The following is a 17,839-nucleotide window of genomic DNA, read 5'->3' on the forward strand; positions in this document are numbered from 1 at the left end:
TAATGTTTTATGTTAACTTTTTATTAATCTTTTAAGGTGTCTTGAATAATCATTAAAAGACTATTATATATAGCATATTATGGAATTTGATAAAAACGGAATATTAAACAGAGCAAAAGCAGCGCAACAAACTGCAGCTGTAATGGATGAAGGCTTAAGAGCCTACATGTTAAAAGTTTACAACTATATGGCAACAGGTGTGTTGTTAACAGGGATCATTGCATTAATAACATTTAAGATGTCAGTCGTGACTGATCAATCAGGAGCAATTGTTGGATTAACACAAATGGGGAATGCAATTTATTTGTCAGGACTTAAATGGTTAGTAATGTTGGCTCCTTTAGGTATCGTTTTTTACATGAGTTTTGGAATTAATAAGATGAGCGCTTCAAAAGCTCAAACAACATTTTGGGTGTTTGCAGCTTTAATGGGACTATCTTTATCTTCAATCTTATTAGTTTATACTGGTTTAAGTGTTACTAGAGTATTCTTCATAACATCAGCGACTTTCGGAGCGATGAGTATTTATGGTTATACAACTAAAAGAGATTTAACGAAGTTTGGATCATTTTTAATGATGGGATTGATTGGGATAATTATTGCATCAATCGTTAATATTTTCCTAAAGTCTTCAATGATGTACTTTGTAATTTCAATTTTAGGTGTTTTAATTTTTGTAGGTTTAACAGCTTATGATACTCAAAAAATTAAAAACATGTATGTTGCAAGTGACTCTGGTGAAATCGTAGGAAAAAAAGCAGTAATGGGTGCTTTAACATTATACCTAGACTTTATTAATCTGTTTATAATGTTGTTAAGACTTTTTGGTCAAAGACGATAATTTATTTTTGAAGTTTCTTCCAATTAGTATTTTTAAGCAAAGACTTAAGTTCGTAAGAATTTTTTAAAATCTTACCGCTTGTATCTGTGATTAGGTATTTTAAATTCTTATTTTTTGGCTTAAAGTTTTTACAGATTTTATAGAGCGCATTTTCTGCTGCATTCCTAAATACACTAAAGCTAACTTGTTTGCTTGATATGTTGAGACCATAATCTTTCCAAGATCCTTCGGAAACCATCTTAGCATAAAGATCTAAAATAATTTTAAGCTCATCTTTTTCAAAAAATTGTTTTTCCTCTATTTTGTTATGTGGATTGTTTACTACTAATCTTAAGTTATTAAGCATCTATTTTATGTTTATTTATTAAAGGTACCTGAAATCCAGTAAACACTATTGTTATTGGAAGCATCCCCCATACTTTAAAATTAACCCAAAATTCTTCAGTTTGTGTTCTCCAAACAAATTCATTTAATAATGCAAGACCGAAGAAAAAAAACATCCATCTTCGATTTAAAATTTCCCATCCAATATCTGACAAAGGTATTGATTTACCCATAACTTTTTTAAGCACTGGTTCTTTCGTAAAGTATTTCCCAAAATATAAAGCCAAAGCAAACATGATATTTATTATTGTTGGTTTTACATAAATAAATATTGGATCATTAAAGTAGATAGTGAGACCTCCAAAAAAAGTTATTAAAATTCCACTTAACAAAGGCATCGGTGGTATTTTTTTTTCAAAAAACCAAACAACAGCTAATGCAATAATAGTTGCAACTATTAAGGGAGGAATTGCTACTGATAAATTTTTTCCACTGTTGTAATAATAGAAAAAAAATATTGCTAAAGGTCCAAAATCAGTAACAAATTTTAAAAAAGATTTATTCACTTAAAAGATATTAACATATTTGCCACATCACAAAACATTAATATTTTTTACATTGATTTTTATTTTTAAATACCCATACTAACTTACATGGCAATCCAAAAAGCTAAATTCTCAATTGGAGATATTGTTAAACACAAGCACTTCGAATTTAGAGGTGTTATTTATGATGTAGACTTCGAGTTTAACAATTCCGAGGAATGGTATCAGTCTATTCCTAAAAACGTTAGACCAAGAAAAGATCAGCCTTTTTATCATTTACTTGCTGAAAATGATGAAATTACTTACGAAGCCTATGTTTCTGAGCAAAACCTTTTAATGGACGATTCAGATGAGCCTATAAAACATCCATTAATTGAAGAAATTTTTTCAGGAAAAAAAGGCTCAAGCTATTTCAAGCTTTCTAATTAGCTATCATTATTCAAACACATTTATTTCCAATCTAGGCCACACTAATTTTTTATAAATAGTCATATTCTGATCAAGAGTGTTAAAAGTTAATCTTTCTTTATTATCTCCCCCTTTTCATTCTTGATCAGATAATTTTTCACAATAGTATTTTTAGAATAAATCCCTAAATTAGGGTTATGTTTAAACTTTTAGAACCAAATAAAATTTTTCAAATTACTTCGAAGGCACCAAAATATGTTTTATTTTTATTCGTTATCGTTCTATCTGTTGGATTAGTTGAAGCACTTATATTGTCTCCAGAAGATTACAAGCAGAGTGACGCTGTTAGAATTATGTATGTTCATGTTCCTGCAGCATGGATTTCTCTTGGAATTTTTTCTTCAATAACTGTTTTATCAATTTCAGGATTTATTTTTAAAAACAAAAATTTTTTTTTAATATCCAAAAGTCTAGCACCCTCTGGTTTTGTTTTTAATATTATTGCTTTGGTAACAGGTTCTATATGGGGGAAACCTACTTGGGGTACATGGTGGGCCTGGGATGCGAGGATTACTTCTATGTTAATTTTAGCTCTATTTTATGCTTTATACTTAATCTCTTGGAGAATTTATGAAAATGAAGAAAAAGTTTTTAAAATCTCAACTTTTATTACCATTCTTGGAATTATAAATGTGCCAATAATTAAGTACTCTGTTGATTGGTGGAATACACTTCACCAACCTGCCTCAATAAATATCTTATCTAAAAGCTCAATCCATTCATCAATGCTTTATCCATTATTGATAATGACTGCGGCATTTGCTCTATTTTCGTTGTTAATTTTCTTAATGAAATATAATACAGAACTGATAAAAATTAAAAATAAAGGCTTAGATAGATTATGATTAACGAATTATTTATGAATGGATATGCAGTATACGTATTATCTGCATTTGGTTTTACTTTATTAAGTTTCCTAAGTTTATATTTAGTAACAAAGGTTCAATTTATTAAAGAACAAAATAAATTTGTTGCTAAATTTGGATCACTTAACACTGAACAAGCTAATTCCGCAAAATCACAAAGAATAAATAAAGAAATTTTAGCTGACGCAACAAATAACTAATTTTTGATCAATGTATGGTCGAAAAGTTAAGTTGAGATTTCTGTTTGTTACTACTATCTTATTAATTTTAATTTTAACTGTTTTTTTAGTTCTAAAATCTTTAGAAGAAAACGTTGTTTATTTTCAATCTCCATCAGAAATTAAGTCATTAACAGAGCTAACAAATAATAAAATCAGAGTAGGTGGAATGGTTAAAAAAAATTCTATTAGTATGAATTCTAATGAAGTGAATTTTATTATTACAGATTTTAAAAATGAAATTAATGTTACCTATTCAGGTGCTGTCCCAAATTTATTTGAAGAAGGAAAGGGAGTTGTAGCCGAAGGTGTTTTGAAAGATAGAAATTTCTTTTCAGCAACAAAAATTTTAGCCAAGCATGATGAAAATTATATGCCTCCAGAGGTTAAAGCTGCATTGGAGGAAAATTAATTGATTTATAGCGTTGTTGGATATTATGCTCTAATTTTAGGATTAATTAGTGGTTCAATTTTGATCTATTTTTCAGTTCAAAATTTTAGAAATTCAGAAATTTTGGATACTAAAATATTATCATTATCATTTTTACAATTATTTTTTGTTGTTATTAGTTTTTTTGGTTTAGTTTTATCTTTTGTAGTCTCAGATTTTAGTAATGAAACTGTGTTTAATAACTCTCATACTACAAAACCTTTATTCTATAAAATTACAGGGACTTGGGGAAACCACGAGGGTAGTTTGTTGCTGTGGTTGTTGGTTCTAACATTATTCATTTTCATTTTTTTGCTAAGAACAAATAATCAATCAATAAAATATAAAACTCTAACAACAATATTTCAGCAGATAATAATTATTGGTTTTTTTATATTTTTATTAAAAACTTCTAATCCATTTAATTTCTTATTTCCAATTCCTGTGGAAGGTTTAGGGTTAAATCCAATATTGCAAGATCCAGCATTAGCAATTCATCCACCTATTTTATATTTAGGCTATGTTGGTTCATCAATAATATTTTCCTCCGCACTAGCAGCCACAACTTTAAAAATGGTTTCAGGAAGCTGGGCAACCCATATAAAAAAATGGACTTTGGTTTCTTGGATATTTTTGACATTGGGAATTTTACTAGGTTCTATTTGGGCATATTATGAACTTGGATGGGGAGGATTTTGGTTTTGGGATCCAGTTGAAAATGTATCTCTTATGCCTTGGTTAGCATTGACCACATTATTACATTGTATATTAGTTTTAGAGAAAAAATTGATTTTAACTTCTTGGGTTATAATTTTATCTATAGCTACATTTACACTTAGTATGTGTGGAACTTTCTTAGTTAGATCAGGTATCCTTAATTCAGTTCATACTTTTGCTAACGACCCAGAAAGAGGTCTATTCATATTAATATTTTTGTTTGTTCTAATTTTTATTTCTTTATTTATTTTTTTCTTTTTTCATAAAGAGGATCAAAAGAATTCAATAAATCTTTTTTGGTTAAGTAAAGAAAGTGCAATTATATTGAATAATTGGTTCATGATGTATTTTTTATCTGTAGTTTTAATCGGTACAGTGTATCCAATTTTTTTAGATGTAATTTCCTCAGAAAAAATATCTGTTGGTCCACCGTTTTACCATAAACTAATTATCCCTTTCCTAATTCCATTTTTAATTGCTATGGCAATTGGACCTCAATTGAAATGGATTAAATCTAACTTAGAGAGTAAAAAAATTCTTATATTTTTATTATTTATATCGATTTTAATATCATATTTAATTGTTAAGAATTTTGATAAAAATTTACTTGTAAACACTATTTTAATCTCAAGTGCATTTTATTTGTTTTTTATTACTGTAAGGGATTTTTTTGCAAAAAAATTTAAAAACATTTCTCAAACTATTGCTCACTTTGGATTTAGCTTATTAATTTTAAGTATTTTATTTAATAATTTACTTTCTAGCGAAGTAATTACCAATCTTAAAATTGGTCAGAGTTATGAAAATTCAAAATTTAAAATTATACTTGAAGATGTAAACCAGAGAAGTGAAAAAAATTTTAGCTCAGTGGTAGCAAATTTTAAAATAATTTCCTCAGATGGAGAAATTAATAAAATGTCTCCAGAGTTAAGAATTTATAATCAGCCAAATATAGTAACCAGTGAAGCTGATATTAAAACTTCTTTAATGAAAGATAAATTTATTGTCATAAACTTAGTGCAAAATCAGGAATATTTTAATGTTAGATATCAAGACAAACCTTTTATGCTTTGGATATGGGTGTCAGTGTTATTATTAAGTATGGGTGGAATATTAAGTTTGTTTAGAAAGAGAATATGAAAGATAAATTAATACCTTCAATAATAATAATAAGTTTTATAATTATTTTTTTTATATTTTATAAAGGTTTACAGGAAACAAATATCTATACCCCTAAGTCAGAAATAAAAAAAGATATTCCAATTTTTTCTGGTGTTAAGTTTGATAGCAAAGAAAATGTTAACTCATCAGAAATATTTAATTCAAATAAATTTTATTTATTAAATATATGGGCCTCATGGTGTGTGCCCTGTAGACAAGAACATTCTTATTTAATGAAATTAAGTGAAAACAATAAAGTAACTTTAGTTGGATTAAATTATAAAGATAATTTTAATAATGCTCAAAATTTTCTAATAAAATTGGGAAATCCATACGAAACAATATTATTAGATGAAGATGGTACAATTTCAATAGAGTGGGGAGCATATGGTGTGCCAGAAACTTTTTTAATTCATAAAAATAAAATAGTTACAAAATATATTGGACCGCTTAATGAAGAATTAATTAATGAAATTAACTCGATTATAAAATGAAAATTTTAAAGACAATTATAATTATTTTATTATTAATTCCAAAAATATCATTTGCTGATGATCAGCTTGAAAGAAATAAGATTACCAAAAATTTAAGATGTTTAATTTGTCAGGGTCAATCTGTGTACGATTCAGATTCTGATTTCGCAAATAGTATGAAAATTTTAGTTGATAAAAAACTTGAGGAAGGATTATCTGAAAACCAAATTTATGATTTTTTTAAGGAAAAATATGGTGAATGGATTTTGTATGACCCTACTTTAAATAAAAATACTTATATTCTTTGGTTATTGCCAATATTGATATTTTTACTTGGAGGTGCAATAATCTTTAAAAAACTAAAATTTAAAAAATAATCCAAAATGTATTTAAAAAAATTTTTAATTTTATTTTCATTTCTAGTTTTTACGATTTCTTCAAATGCAGAAGAAATCAAACAGAGAGATCTAAATACAGAATTTAATGTTTACACAGGTATGTTTGATTTTAGTGATGATGGAAAAAAATCAACTTTAATAGGTTTTCAGCATCAAAATGAAAACCTAAACAGAGATACTTTTTTAGGAAATTTGTCACCTATTACTGGTGCTCTTCTTACAGCTGACAGTGCAGCTTATGTTTATACAGGAGTAGAAGCACAATATAAAATAGGTTCTTTAAATTTTAATCCAAGTTTTACTCCAGGATTATATCACGAAGGTGATGGAAAAGATTTAGGTCACGTTTTAGAATTTAAATCTGAGTTACAAATTTCTTTAGATATGTCTGAGAGCAGTCAATTTGGTTTTTCATATAATCATATATCTAATGCTAGTTTAGGAAGTAAAAATCCTGGGGCAAATAGTTATATGTTTAATTTCTTTAAAAGCTTCTAATACCTGCTTATGAATTTAAAAGATTGTTACAATTTTGATGATTTTAGAAAATTAGCAAAAAAGAAACTCCCAGCACCAATATTTCACTATATTGATGGAGGTGCTGATGATGAAATTACTTTAAATAGAAATACAAATTCTTTCAATGATTGTGATTTAGTTCCAAATATTTTGAATAGTGTTGGTGAGCCTGATTTATCAACAACAGTATTTGGTAGAAAAATTGATATGCCTTTATTTCTATCACCAACAGCGATGCAAAGTTTGTATGACCCAGAAGGTGATAAAGCTTCTGCAAGAGCAGCAGAAAAATTTAATACAATTTATAGTATGTCAACAATGGCATCATTCTCTATAGAAGAAGTTGCGAATGTTTCTAGCGGTCCAAAACTATTTCAACTTTATATCCATAAGGATAAATCAATTACTGATGATTTAATTGATAGATGTAGCAGAGCAAATTTTGACGCTATGTGCATTACTGTTGATACATTAGTTGCAGGAAATAGAGAAAGAGATCATAGAACTGGTTTTACTACTCCACCTAAATTTACATTAGATAGTTTATTAAGTTTTGCCATGAGACCTGGTTGGGTTTTTAAATATTTTACTAATAAAAAATTTGAGTTAGCAAATATTAAAAACAAAACCGACAAAGGAACAAATATAGCTAAATCAGTAATGGATTATATTAATGAGCAATATGATCCAGCGATGAATTGGAAAGATGCAGAATACTGTATTAAAAAATGGAATAAACCAATGGCACTAAAAGGTGTGATGTCTGTTGAAGATGCAAAGAGAGCAATTGATATAGGCTGTACAGCGATAATGATATCTAATCATGGGGGAAGACAATTGGATGGATCGAGATCACCTTTTGATCAAGTTAAAGCAATTTCAGATGCAGTAGGTGATAAGTTAGAAATTATTCTAGATGGTGGAGTAAGAAGAGGAACGCATGTTTTAAAAGCTCTTGCAGCCGGCGCAACAGCTTGTAGTTTTGGAAAAGCATTTCTTTTTAGTTTGGGCGCTGGAGGACAACAAGGTGTTGAAAGATTACTAGAGAACATGCAAAAAGAAATTAGAAGAAATATGATTTTGATGGGCTGTAAATCTGTAAAAGATCTTGATGAATCAAAAATAATCTACAGAAATTAAGATAAATTAAGGAAATTCAAATTTTATCTTAATAGACAATTAACTTAATTTATGTATATTTTCCAACTTTATTATGAAACTAGCAGCGTCACTTGATAGACTTGGAACAGAAAGTGCTTTTTCAGTTTTAGCAGAAGCTAAAAAATTAGAAGCACAAGGAAACCCAATGATACATCTTGGGTTGGGTCAGCCAGATTTTAAAACACCTAAACATGTAGTTGAAGCTGCAAAGAAAGCTTTAGATGATGGTCACCATGGCTATGTTCTTTCAAATGGAATTTTAGAGTGCAGACAAGCGGTTACTAGATGGATCAAGAAAAGATATAACGCTGAAGTAGATCCAGAAAGAATTATCATAATGCCAGGTGGTAAACCTACAATGCATTATGCTATACAGTGTTTTGGGGAGCCAGGAGCAGAAATTATTCATCCTACACCAGCTTTTCCTATTTATGAGTCTATGATTAATTATACAGGTTCTACTGCTGTACCTTATGATTTAACAGAAGATAAAGATTTAAAATTTAGTGCAGATAAAATTTTATCTTTAATAACTGAAAAAACTAGATTGTTAATTTTAATTAATCCTAACAATCCAACGGGAAGTTTTGTTGAGAAATCTGAAATTGATAAATTAGCAGAGGGTTTAAAAAAACATCCTCATGTGACTATCTTAAGTGATGAAATTTACAGTAGACAAATATTTGACAACAAAGAAATGCCAACATTCTTTAATTATCCTGAGCTAAGAGAAAGACTAATTGTTTTAGAAGGTTGGAGTAAAGCTTACTCAATGACAGGTTGGAGATTAGGTTGGAGTTTTTGGCCTGAAAATTTAATAGAACATATTAATAAATTACTAATCAATAGTGTCTCTTGTGTTAATGCTGCAGCTCAATTTGCAGGAATAGCAGCACTTGATGGACCAGACGATTCAATTGATTTGATGATGGAAAAATTTACACAAAGAAGAAAATTAATTCATGAAGGACTGAATAGTCTACCCGGAGTAGAATGTAGTTTGCCAGGAGGAGCATTTTATGCATTTCCAAAAGTTATAGGGACTGGAATGGATGGTGCAGAGTTTTGTAAAAGAGCTATGCATGAAGCGGGCGTTGCTATTGTCCCAGGCACAGCATTTGGAAAAACATGCAAAGATTACGTAAGATTTAGCTTTGCTGCATCTCAGGATAACATTTCTAACGCATTGGAAAATATCAAAAAAATGCTAGGTTAAGCTATGTCTGAAATAGCTTTACCAAAAATTGATAGGTCTATTGTATCTAATAAATCTCAAATAGTAAAAAAACTATCATGTCTAACTAATCCAGAAAATGTTTTAAGCGAAGCTGATGAATTAAGACCTTATGAAACTGATGCGCTTTCAGTTTATACCCAAACGCCTTTAGCTGTGGTCTTGCCTGAAAACACTAAAGAAGTTAGTGAAATTCTTAAATATTGTAATGAAGAAAATATCAAAGTAGTTCCAAGAGGAGCTGGAACAGGTTTATCCGGTGGGGCATTACCTTTGCAAGACGCTATCCTTTTAGGTTTAGGAAAATTTAATAAAATTTTAGAAATTGATTATGAGAATAAATGTGTGATCACTCAACCTGGTGTTACTAACTTAGGAATTACTCATGCTGTGGAACATAAGGGTTTTTATTATGCTCCAGATCCATCTAGCCAATTAGCTTGTTCAATCGGTGGTAATGTGGCTGAAAATTCAGGAGGTGTTCATTCTTTAAAATATGGAACCACTACAAACAATATTTTAGGTGTAGAAATGGTAATGATGGATGGAACTATTTGTAAAATTGGAGGAAAATCTTTTGATCAAGAAGGGTATGATCTAATGGGATTAATTTGTGGTTCAGAAGGATTATTAGGAGTTGTTACCGAAGTAACTGTCAAGATTCTAAAAAAACCAGAAGTTGTTAAGGCAGCTTTAATTGGTTTTCCATCTATTAAAGAAGGAGGAGATGCAGCGTCTGAAATAATTTCAAGCGGAATAGTTCCAGCTGGAATGGAAATAATGGACAAAGCCCTTATAGAAGCAACAGATAATTTTAGTAAAGCTGGTTACCCAAGAGATGCAGAATTATTATTAATTGTTGAACTTGATGGAACAGAGTCTGAAGTAAACGAGTTGATCAAAAAAGTTGAGATAATTTGTAAAAAAAATAATTGTTCAAGTTTAAAACTAAGCAAAAATGAAAAAGAAAGACTATCTTTTTGGGCTGGAAGAAAAGCTGCTTTTCCAGCATGTGGAGCAATGGCTCCAGATTATTACTGTATGGATGGCTCAATACCTAGAGGCAAACTCGCAGAAGCTTTACTTGAAATAAAAAAACTTTCAGAAAAATATAATTTACCAGTGGCAAATTGTTTCCATGCAGGTGATGGGAATTTACATCCATTAATTATGTTTGATGGGAATGATAAAGAACAGTTAAGAAAAACTGAAGAGTTTGGATCAGAAATATTAAAAACTTGCGTAAAACTTGGAGGAGTAATCACAGGAGAGCATGGAGTTGGTATCGAAAAAAGAGAACTTATGTGTGAGATGTTCAACGATAATGATATTCAACAACAGTTAGATATTAAAAAATCATTAGATGAGAAAAACTTACTAAATCCTGGAAAAGTATATCCTATTCTTAGAAAGTGCGCGGAGGAAGGAAGGGTTCATGTCCATAAAAGCAAAGATAAATTCCCAGATCTTCCAAGATTCTAATAACATCTATTATCCAAAAAACGAAAGTGAAGTTTCAGAATTAATTAGAGAACTTTACAAAAAAGATTCTCCTACAGAAATAATAGGAAATAATTCTAAAAGCTTCATTGGAAATAAAGCTCAATCAGCAAACACAATGTCACTTTCGAAATTAACAGGCATAATAGATTACAGACCTGAGGAATTGTATATTAAAGTAAGGGCTTGCACACCAATTGAAGAAGTTGAAAAAATACTTGATGAAAATAATCAGGAATTAGCCTTCGAGCCTATTGATTTTGGTTATATAAAAAATGGTGTATCTAACAAAGGAACTATAGCAGGGTATTTATCCTGTAATTATGCAGGCTCAAGAAGGTTTAAAGTTGGAAGTGTTAGAGATCATGTGTTGGGTTTTAAAGGAGTAAATGGCAAAGGGGATATTATTAAATCAGGTGGCACAGTAGTTAAAAATGTTACTGGTTATGATTTGTCAAAACTCATAGCAGGATCCTTTGGTACCTTAGTAGCTTTAACAGAAATTACTTTAAAGGTTCTACCAAAAAAAGATTCTTCAAATACAATTGCAATTTATATTGATAAATCTGAGGAAATTTTTGATTTATTTATTAAATTATCAAGTTCCAGCAGTGAAATATCAGGAGCAGTGTATGTTCCTAATAAATCAAAGGATGATGATTTCTTAAAGAAAAAAAATTCTGTACTAAAATTTAACGATTTAAAATCTAATACTTCTTTTCTAGCTTTTAGAGTAGAGGGAGATAAAATTTCAATAAAGGAAAAAATTAAAAATTTAAGCAAAGAACTTGAACTTGATAAATTTGAAACTTCCACTTTAGATGTTTATCAGTCAGAACCATTTTGGCAAAAAATTAATAATTTAGAAATTTTTGAAAATACAAAAAATAATTTAATCAGAATGGTTATTCCTCCAGCAAAAGGATCAAATTTATTAAAATTTTTAGATAATAAATATAAATATTTTGTAGATTGGTGTGGATCATTATTTTGGATAGAAGTTGATGAACAAAAAGAAGAAAAAATAAAAGAGCTAAAAAAAATAGCACTGGAGTCCGGTGGTTATTTAACTGTAATAAAAACTTCTGCAGATTATGATTATGGAGAATCAATTTTTACAGTCGATGATATACGTTTGATGATTTCAGAAAAAATTAAGAAAAGTTTTGATCCAAAAAGAATTTTAAACCCTGGAAAAATGTATAGAGGAATTTAATGCAGACAAAATTTACTGAACAGCAACTTAAAGACTCTGATAATTTTGCTACAGAAAAAGTATTTAAAAAGTGTGTTCACTGTGGAATGTGTAATGCTACTTGCCCTACACATCAGCTGTTAGGTGATGAATTGGATGGTCCAAGAGGTAGAATTTATCTTATTAAGGACATGTTGGAAAATAACAGAAAACCAACTGAAAAAGTTGTTAAGCATATCGATCGTTGCCTTTCATGTTATAGCTGTATGACTACTTGTCCTGCTGGTGTGAATTACATGCACATCATAGATCATGGAAAAAAATATATTGAAAAAAATTATCAAAGATCTTTTTTTGACAAACTAATTAGATATTTTTTATCAATCACTTTACCAAATGTTAAAGTATTTAGACTCTCAAGTTTTTTTGTTAAATTGGCAATGCCATTTAAATTCTTAATGCCTACAAAGATTAAAGACATGATTGAATTAATGCCAACAACTTTTCCAAAAAAAACTTTACCTATTAAAGAGATTTACAAAGTTTCAGACAAGAAAAGAATAGCAAGAGTTGCTTTATTAACTGGATGTGTACAAAAAGAAATTTCACCTCAAATAAATGAAGCAACAATCAGATTATTAAATAGACATGGGGTTGAAGTTGTAGTTCCAAAAAAAATTCGTTGCTGTGGATCTTTAAATCACCATCTAGGAAAAGAAGAGGATGCTCACCAAGATTTTAAAAATAATATAAATACTTGGTATGAGGAGCATCAAAAGGGAAATTTAGACGCAATTTTATCTAATACATCAGGTTGCGGTACTACCATGAAGGATTATGGTTTTATTTTTAGAGATGACAAAGAGTTAAGTAAAAAAGCAAAAGTCATATCAGATCTTACAAGAGATATTTCTGAATATATTTTTGAAAGTTTAAAACTAAATATAAAATCTAAAGGAAGGAAATATAAAGTTGCTTATCACTCTGCATGTTCAATGCAGCATGGTCAAAAAGTTCATTCACAACCTATTTCGTTACTTGAAAAAACTGACAATGAAATAATGGAAATTCCACAAGGGCACATTTGTTGTGGATCAGCTGGAACTTATAATATTTTACAATCAAAAATTGCAAAACAACTACTAAAAAATAAGGTAAATAACATAGAAAGTTTAAATCCTGATTTTATTTCAACAGGAAATATTGGTTGTATTACCCAAATTTCTCATGGTACTAAAGTCCCAATTTTACATACAATTGAAGTTTTGGATTGGTACACAGGCGGTCCCAAACCTGAAATTTTAAAATAGGGGTTTTATGAAAAAAATTTTAATTACTAGAAGACTGATCCGAGAGAGTGAAGATAAAGCATCAAAATTATTTGAAGCTAAATTTAATTCAAACGATGAACTTTATTCACAATCAAAAATTATTGAAATGAGCGAAGGATGTGATGGAATTTTATCATCTTTAACTGAAAAATTAGATGCTGATACAATAAATAAACTTCCAGATAGTATTAAAATAATTTCAAATTTTGCAGTTGGTTTTGGAAATATTGATTTAGATGCTGCTAAAAAAAGAGGTATTGCTGTAACTAATACTCCAGAAGTTTTATCAGATGCTACAGCTGAGATAGGAATATTACTTATATTAGGAGCTTGTCGAAGAGCATCAGAAGGAATCGAGTCTGCTCGTGAGGGTGGATGGAAATGGTCTGCAGATTATTTAATTGGAAAACAGTTAACAGGAACCAGATTAGGAATTCTAGGTATGGGTCGTATCGGTCAAAAGATTGCGAATATTGCTAAATCTTTAGGCATGGTTATTCATTATCATAATCGTTCAAAGTTAAGCGAGGATAAAGAGCAGGGTGCAATTTATCATGATAGTATAAAAAGTCTTTTTTCAGTTTCAGATGTTTTATCTATCTGTTGTCCAGCTACAAAGGAAACAGAAAACCTAATAAATAAAGAGACAGTTGAGTATTTCCCTAAAGGTGCTGTGATAACAAATGTTGCTCGAGGTGATATAGTTGATGATGAAGCTTTGATTGATGCATTGAATAGAAGAAAAATTTATGCTGCAGGATTAGATGTTTATAAAAATGAACCAAACTTAAATCCTGGTTATTTAAAAATCCCGAGTGTTTTTGTTTTGCCTCATTTAGGAAGCGCTACAAAAGATACTAGAATTGCAATGGGAAATTTAGCGATAGACAATATAGAAGAATTTTTTAGAACTGGTAATTGCGTTAATAAAGTTAACTAAATTTTAATGAATAAACCGGTTCTAGCTAAATCAAAAGCTATTATAATTTTTTTAGTTTTTGCTTTAGGATATTTTATTTCTACTCTCTTAAGAGCAATAACTGCAACAATTTCACCTGAATTAGTAAATGAATTTAATCTTTCTGCAGGAGAGCTTGGATTATTGGGAGGTGGATATTTTCTAGGATTTGCAAGTGTACAAATCCCTTTAGGTTATATGCTAGATTTGAGAGGTCCAAGAAAAATTGTTTCATATTTTTTATCATTAACCATTATTGGTTTATTGATATTTGCACTTGCTCAAAATTTTTTAACTCTTTTGGTGTCTAGAATTATTATAGGAGTTGGTGTTGGAGCTTGTTTAATGGGGCCTTTGACTGCTTATCGGATTTGGTATCAAGATGAAACCCAACAACGTGCAAACTCATGGATGTTAATGGTCGGTGCAATTGGTATGTTATCATCAAGTTTACCAGTTCAATTTTTCTTACCTATAATTGGTTGGAGAAATATATTTTTGCTTTTAGCTTTCATAACTTTGGTTTGTATAATTTTGATAATTATTTTTATCCCTCAGTGGACTTCAAAAGGTAATCAGAAAAAAGATGATGCAAAATTGAGTATTGTTTGGCAAAATCAATTCTTCAGAAGCGTTATTCCAATGGGCTTTTTTAGTACTGGAGGATTATTTGCTATCCAAACACTATGGGCTGGTCCTTGGATGATAAAAGTATCTGGGTATACACCAGAGGAAAGTGCAACAGGGTTATTTTTAATTTATTTTTTTATGCTGCTATCATTTTTAATATGGGGATATTTTGTTCCAAAATTTTCAAAGAACGTTAATGATGCAATCAGATTGTTGAAATATGGTTCACCATTAAGTTTATTGGTATTGGGTATAATTATTTATCTAGGTCCAAATACAGAGTCAATTCATTGGGCATTATTTATAGTTTCAGCTGTATTTTTGTCCTTAATCCAGCCAGCTGTTGGAATGGCTTTTTCTGTTTCTAATGCAGGTAAAGCTCTAACTTCTTATAATCTATTGATATTTATAGGCGCCTTCTTTCTGCAATGGATAATTGGGCTTATTATAGATTTAGGATTAAGTTTAAATTATTCTGAAATTGTTTCATTTCAATTAGCAATGTCTTTTGTACTAGTTACATCTTTAACTTCTTATTTGTATTTTTTATTAAAAAATAATTAATTTAGATGTTTATAAATTGTAGTTCTAGATACACCCAATTTTCTTGATGCTGCAGAAATATTATTAGTCTCACTAAAAGTTGATCGAATTAAGATACATTTTTCTCTTTTAATTTTTGTATCCTCACAATTTTTACAGGCGTAAGTTTTGTTTTGTTTGCCAGTTTCTATAAATTTACTTTCTTTAAAATTTTGACTTTTGACTACAAAAACAGATGAACCTAGATGATCTGTTATCTTTAGAGTTTTATTATTTAAGATATCTGATGCAATTGATGAAAATGAAGTTGTAAAAATTTTGTTAAAATTCTCATTTTTTAAATCAACTAGTCCATTAAGCATAATTTTTGCATTATTGTTTGCACCCACAATTAATCCATCCCCATTTATCGCCAGCATCCCAACACTAGTTGTAGTTAGATATTCTTGTCTTGGGTGAAAAGAAATAATTAATTCGTTTTCAAATTTTTTAATAAACAATTTAGTTTCGATACTTCTAGTAGCAAGTCTTACTAAAGCTAGTGTATGTTGTTCTCTAGACATCGAGTCTGTTGAGGCATCAATAATACCAATAATTTTACCATCATAATTTATGATTGGACTTGCAAAACATGAAATATTTTCATGAGCAGTAAAAAAGTGTTCTTTACCTGAAACGATAGTTGGTTTTTTTAGTTCAACAGATAATCCAAGACCGTTTGTTCCACAAATTTTTTCTGCCCAAATTGATCCTGGTATTACCGTTTTACCAACGTCAGTTTGTAAACAAGATTTGTCATAAATTGTATCTAAGACTAATCCTTTCTCATCTGAGTAAGCCACCATAAAATTTGTTCCTGCTATTTGCGAATAAAGAAGTTCAAGTTCAGGAATAATTATTCTTCTGATAGATTCATTTTGCTCTTTTATTTCTTTTAGTTCGATTGATGAAATTACACTTTGTTTAGGATCATTAAACGGATCAAGGCCTTCACTGATACATCTCAACCAACTTTCATTAATATCTTTTCCCATCTCATAAGAGTTCATATTCCTTTTATGTAGGATATTTCTAAGTTCGCTGTTTGAGTGACTTAAGTTTGACATTTTAAAAGTTTATTTGATTTTTTAGATACAACAACCAACCACAGGTTGTAATTGTTAACTTTTTGTACATATAAAGATGCCGTTGACTCCATTCTATATCGGAACTTTAATAGTGTTACTGAAATATTAAAGGAGAGATAATAATGAAAGCACAGGTTTTGCATAAGTATGACCCTGAAATGAAAGAAAAGGTCTGGGTCACAGGTGAGGAGATGCCAGATCCTAAAATTGAAAAGGCGTCAGACGTTATAGTTAAAATTGGTGCTGCAGGAGTTTGCAGAACTGATTTACATATTATTGAAGGAGTATGGAAACACATCCAAGATCCAGATGGAAAATTATTACCATGCGTAATGGGACATGAAAATGCTGGTTGGGTAGAAGATGTAGGTTCAGACGTTACTGAATTTAAAAAGGGTGACCCTGTAATATTACACCCACTTATTTCTGGAACAGGAGGAACTTGTTTAGATTGTAGAAGAGGTAATGATATGCACGCTGAAGCAGGTGCATTTCCTGGATTAAGTATTAAAGAAGGTGGCTACGCTGAACTATTAAAAACTAGCGTTAGAAATCTAATTAAACTTCCAAAAGTATTAGCGCCTAAAGATGTTGCACCTTTTTCAGATGCAGGTCTTACAGCTTATAGAGTGGTAAAAAAAGCAACAAGACATTTGCTACCTGGTCAGAGCTGTACAATTATTGGTGCAGGAGGTTTAGGTCACATCGCTATTCAATGTTTAAAAGCTATGTGTGCAGCAGATATTATTATTGTTGAAAAATCTGAAGCAGCATTGAAACATGCAATGGAACTTGGTGGTGACCACGGAGTTTTAATTGATGGAAACGAAATTGAAAAAGTTCAAGAACTAACAAAAGGAAAAGGTTCTGAAGCTGTAATTGATTTCGTAGGTGAAAAAGGATCTACTGCCATGGGAATTCAAATGACTTCTAATGGTGGTTTTTACTACATAGTTGGATATGGAGAAGAAATTAAATCACTTGCAGTTGATTTAATTATTTCTGAGAAAACAATTGTAGGTAATTTAGTGGGAACGTGGTCTGAATTATATGAATTAATGGAGTTAGCTGACAGAGGTAAAGTTAAGCTCTCTATGCAGGAGTATAGTTTAGACGATGCTAATAAAGCGCTTCATGATCTTAACGATGGTAAGGTTAAGGGACGAGCTGTTTTAGTTCCATAAAAAAAAAAGAGAGGTG

At 30.0% G+C, this 17,839-nt stretch carries 20 protein-coding genes; 17 read left to right on the forward strand and 3 right to left on the reverse strand.

Annotated features, from left to right (window positions below; translation table 11 throughout):
- Positions 1-79: 79 nt before the first annotated feature.
- Positions 80-841, forward strand: a complete 762-nt coding sequence (locus tag ACTTAY_RS04425) for a Bax inhibitor-1/YccA family protein (protein WP_262589945.1) — start codon at positions 80-82, stop codon at positions 839-841.
- 1 nt (position 842) lies between these two features.
- Here the strand turns inward: ACTTAY_RS04425 and ACTTAY_RS04430 are convergent, their stop codons facing one another.
- Together ACTTAY_RS04430 and ACTTAY_RS04435 are read right to left on the reverse strand one after the other, a co-directional pair.
- A complete protein-coding gene (locus ACTTAY_RS04430; protein ID WP_440672526.1) occupies positions 843-1,187 on the reverse strand; it encodes a DUF2794 domain-containing protein in 345 nt (114 codons plus the stop codon).
- On the reverse strand, positions 1,180-1,731 hold the full coding sequence (locus ACTTAY_RS04435; RefSeq protein WP_440619109.1) for a septation protein A: 552 nt from the start codon (positions 1,729-1,731) through the stop codon (positions 1,180-1,182). The genes ACTTAY_RS04430 and ACTTAY_RS04435 overlap by 8 nt, the downstream gene beginning before the upstream one ends.
- A gap of 87 nt (positions 1,732-1,818) precedes the next feature.
- On the opposite strand from ACTTAY_RS04435, the gene hspQ reads away from it, so the two are divergent.
- The 15 genes from hspQ (at position 1,819) to ACTTAY_RS04510 (ending at position 15,533) form a co-directional block, all read left to right on the forward strand.
- Positions 1,819-2,139, forward strand: a complete 321-nt coding sequence (gene hspQ, locus ACTTAY_RS04440) for a heat shock protein HspQ (RefSeq protein ID WP_262589942.1) — start codon at positions 1,819-1,821, stop codon at positions 2,137-2,139.
- Positions 2,140-2,315: 176 nt separating this feature from the next.
- On the forward strand, positions 2,316-3,023 hold the full coding sequence (gene ccmC / locus ACTTAY_RS04445) for a heme ABC transporter permease CcmC (protein ID WP_440655013.1): 708 nt from the start codon (positions 2,316-2,318) through the stop codon (positions 3,021-3,023).
- Complete coding sequence (locus tag ACTTAY_RS04450; RefSeq protein WP_440672527.1) at positions 3,020-3,244, forward strand: heme exporter protein CcmD; 225 nt, start codon at positions 3,020-3,022, stop codon at positions 3,242-3,244. Before ccmC ends, ACTTAY_RS04450 begins: the two co-directional genes overlap by 4 nt.
- 10 nt (positions 3,245-3,254) lie before the next feature.
- Positions 3,255-3,674 carry a cytochrome c maturation protein CcmE gene (ccmE, locus tag ACTTAY_RS04455; protein WP_440672528.1) on the forward strand — a complete coding sequence of 140 codons (420 nt, stop codon included), beginning with the start codon at positions 3,255-3,257 and terminating at the stop codon, positions 3,672-3,674.
- Positions 3,675-5,549, forward strand: coding sequence for a heme lyase CcmF/NrfE family subunit (locus ACTTAY_RS04460; RefSeq protein ID WP_440672529.1), 1,875 nt, complete (start codon positions 3,675-3,677; stop codon positions 5,547-5,549).
- Entirely contained in the window at positions 5,546-6,064 is a 519-nt protein-coding gene (locus tag ACTTAY_RS04465) for a DsbE family thiol:disulfide interchange protein (RefSeq protein WP_440672530.1), read from the forward strand. The genes ACTTAY_RS04460 and ACTTAY_RS04465 overlap by 4 nt, the downstream gene beginning before the upstream one ends.
- On the forward strand, positions 6,061-6,420 hold the full coding sequence (locus tag ACTTAY_RS04470) for a cytochrome c-type biogenesis protein (RefSeq protein WP_440672531.1): 360 nt from the start codon (positions 6,061-6,063) through the stop codon (positions 6,418-6,420). The genes ACTTAY_RS04465 and ACTTAY_RS04470 overlap by 4 nt, the downstream gene beginning before the upstream one ends.
- A gap of 6 nt (positions 6,421-6,426) precedes the next feature.
- Positions 6,427-6,939 (forward strand): acyloxyacyl hydrolase, encoded by a 513-nt coding sequence (locus ACTTAY_RS04475; protein WP_440672532.1) that lies wholly within the window; start codon positions 6,427-6,429, stop codon positions 6,937-6,939.
- A gap of 9 nt (positions 6,940-6,948) precedes the next feature.
- Positions 6,949-8,100, forward strand: a complete 1,152-nt coding sequence (locus ACTTAY_RS04480) for an alpha-hydroxy acid oxidase (protein WP_440672533.1) — start codon at positions 6,949-6,951, stop codon at positions 8,098-8,100.
- 73 nt (positions 8,101-8,173) lie between these two features.
- Positions 8,174-9,337, forward strand: coding sequence for a pyridoxal phosphate-dependent aminotransferase (locus ACTTAY_RS04485; RefSeq protein WP_440672534.1), 1,164 nt, complete (start codon positions 8,174-8,176; stop codon positions 9,335-9,337).
- 3 nt (positions 9,338-9,340) lie between these two features.
- Positions 9,341-10,837: an FAD-linked oxidase C-terminal domain-containing protein gene (locus tag ACTTAY_RS04490; RefSeq protein WP_440672535.1), complete on the forward strand. Its 1,497-nt coding sequence runs from the start codon at positions 9,341-9,343 to the stop codon at positions 10,835-10,837.
- Positions 10,791-12,071, forward strand: a complete 1,281-nt coding sequence (locus tag ACTTAY_RS04495) for an FAD-binding protein (protein ID WP_440672536.1) — start codon at positions 10,791-10,793, stop codon at positions 12,069-12,071. The genes ACTTAY_RS04490 and ACTTAY_RS04495 overlap by 47 nt, the downstream gene beginning before the upstream one ends.
- Positions 12,071-13,360 carry a glycolate oxidase subunit GlcF gene (glcF, locus tag ACTTAY_RS04500; protein ID WP_440672537.1) on the forward strand — a complete coding sequence of 430 codons (1,290 nt, stop codon included), beginning with the start codon at positions 12,071-12,073 and terminating at the stop codon, positions 13,358-13,360. The genes ACTTAY_RS04495 and glcF overlap by 1 nt, the downstream gene beginning before the upstream one ends.
- A gap of 7 nt (positions 13,361-13,367) precedes the next feature.
- Positions 13,368-14,321, forward strand: coding sequence for a 2-hydroxyacid dehydrogenase (locus ACTTAY_RS04505; RefSeq protein WP_075505843.1), 954 nt, complete (start codon positions 13,368-13,370; stop codon positions 14,319-14,321).
- A 6-nt stretch (positions 14,322-14,327) separates the two neighbouring features.
- Entirely contained in the window at positions 14,328-15,533 is a 1,206-nt protein-coding gene (locus ACTTAY_RS04510) for an MFS transporter (RefSeq protein ID WP_440672538.1), read from the forward strand.
- On the opposite strand, the gene ACTTAY_RS04515 is transcribed toward ACTTAY_RS04510, so the two are convergent.
- On the reverse strand, positions 15,530-16,618 hold the full coding sequence (locus tag ACTTAY_RS04515) for a GAF domain-containing protein (protein ID WP_440672539.1): 1,089 nt from the start codon (positions 16,616-16,618) through the stop codon (positions 15,530-15,532). The two genes, ACTTAY_RS04510 and ACTTAY_RS04515, sit on opposite strands and share 4 nt — an antisense overlap.
- Positions 16,619-16,761: 143 nt before the next feature.
- On the opposite strand from ACTTAY_RS04515, the gene ACTTAY_RS04520 reads away from it, so the two are divergent.
- Positions 16,762-17,823 carry an NAD(P)-dependent alcohol dehydrogenase gene (locus ACTTAY_RS04520; RefSeq protein WP_262589926.1) on the forward strand — a complete coding sequence of 354 codons (1,062 nt, stop codon included), beginning with the start codon at positions 16,762-16,764 and terminating at the stop codon, positions 17,821-17,823.
- Positions 17,824-17,839: the final 16 nt, after the last annotated feature.

It is taken from the genome of Candidatus Pelagibacter sp. HIMB1715 (assembly GCF_052047595.1).
In the GTDB taxonomy this organism is placed as follows: Bacteria; Pseudomonadota; Alphaproteobacteria; order Pelagibacterales; family Pelagibacteraceae; genus Pelagibacter.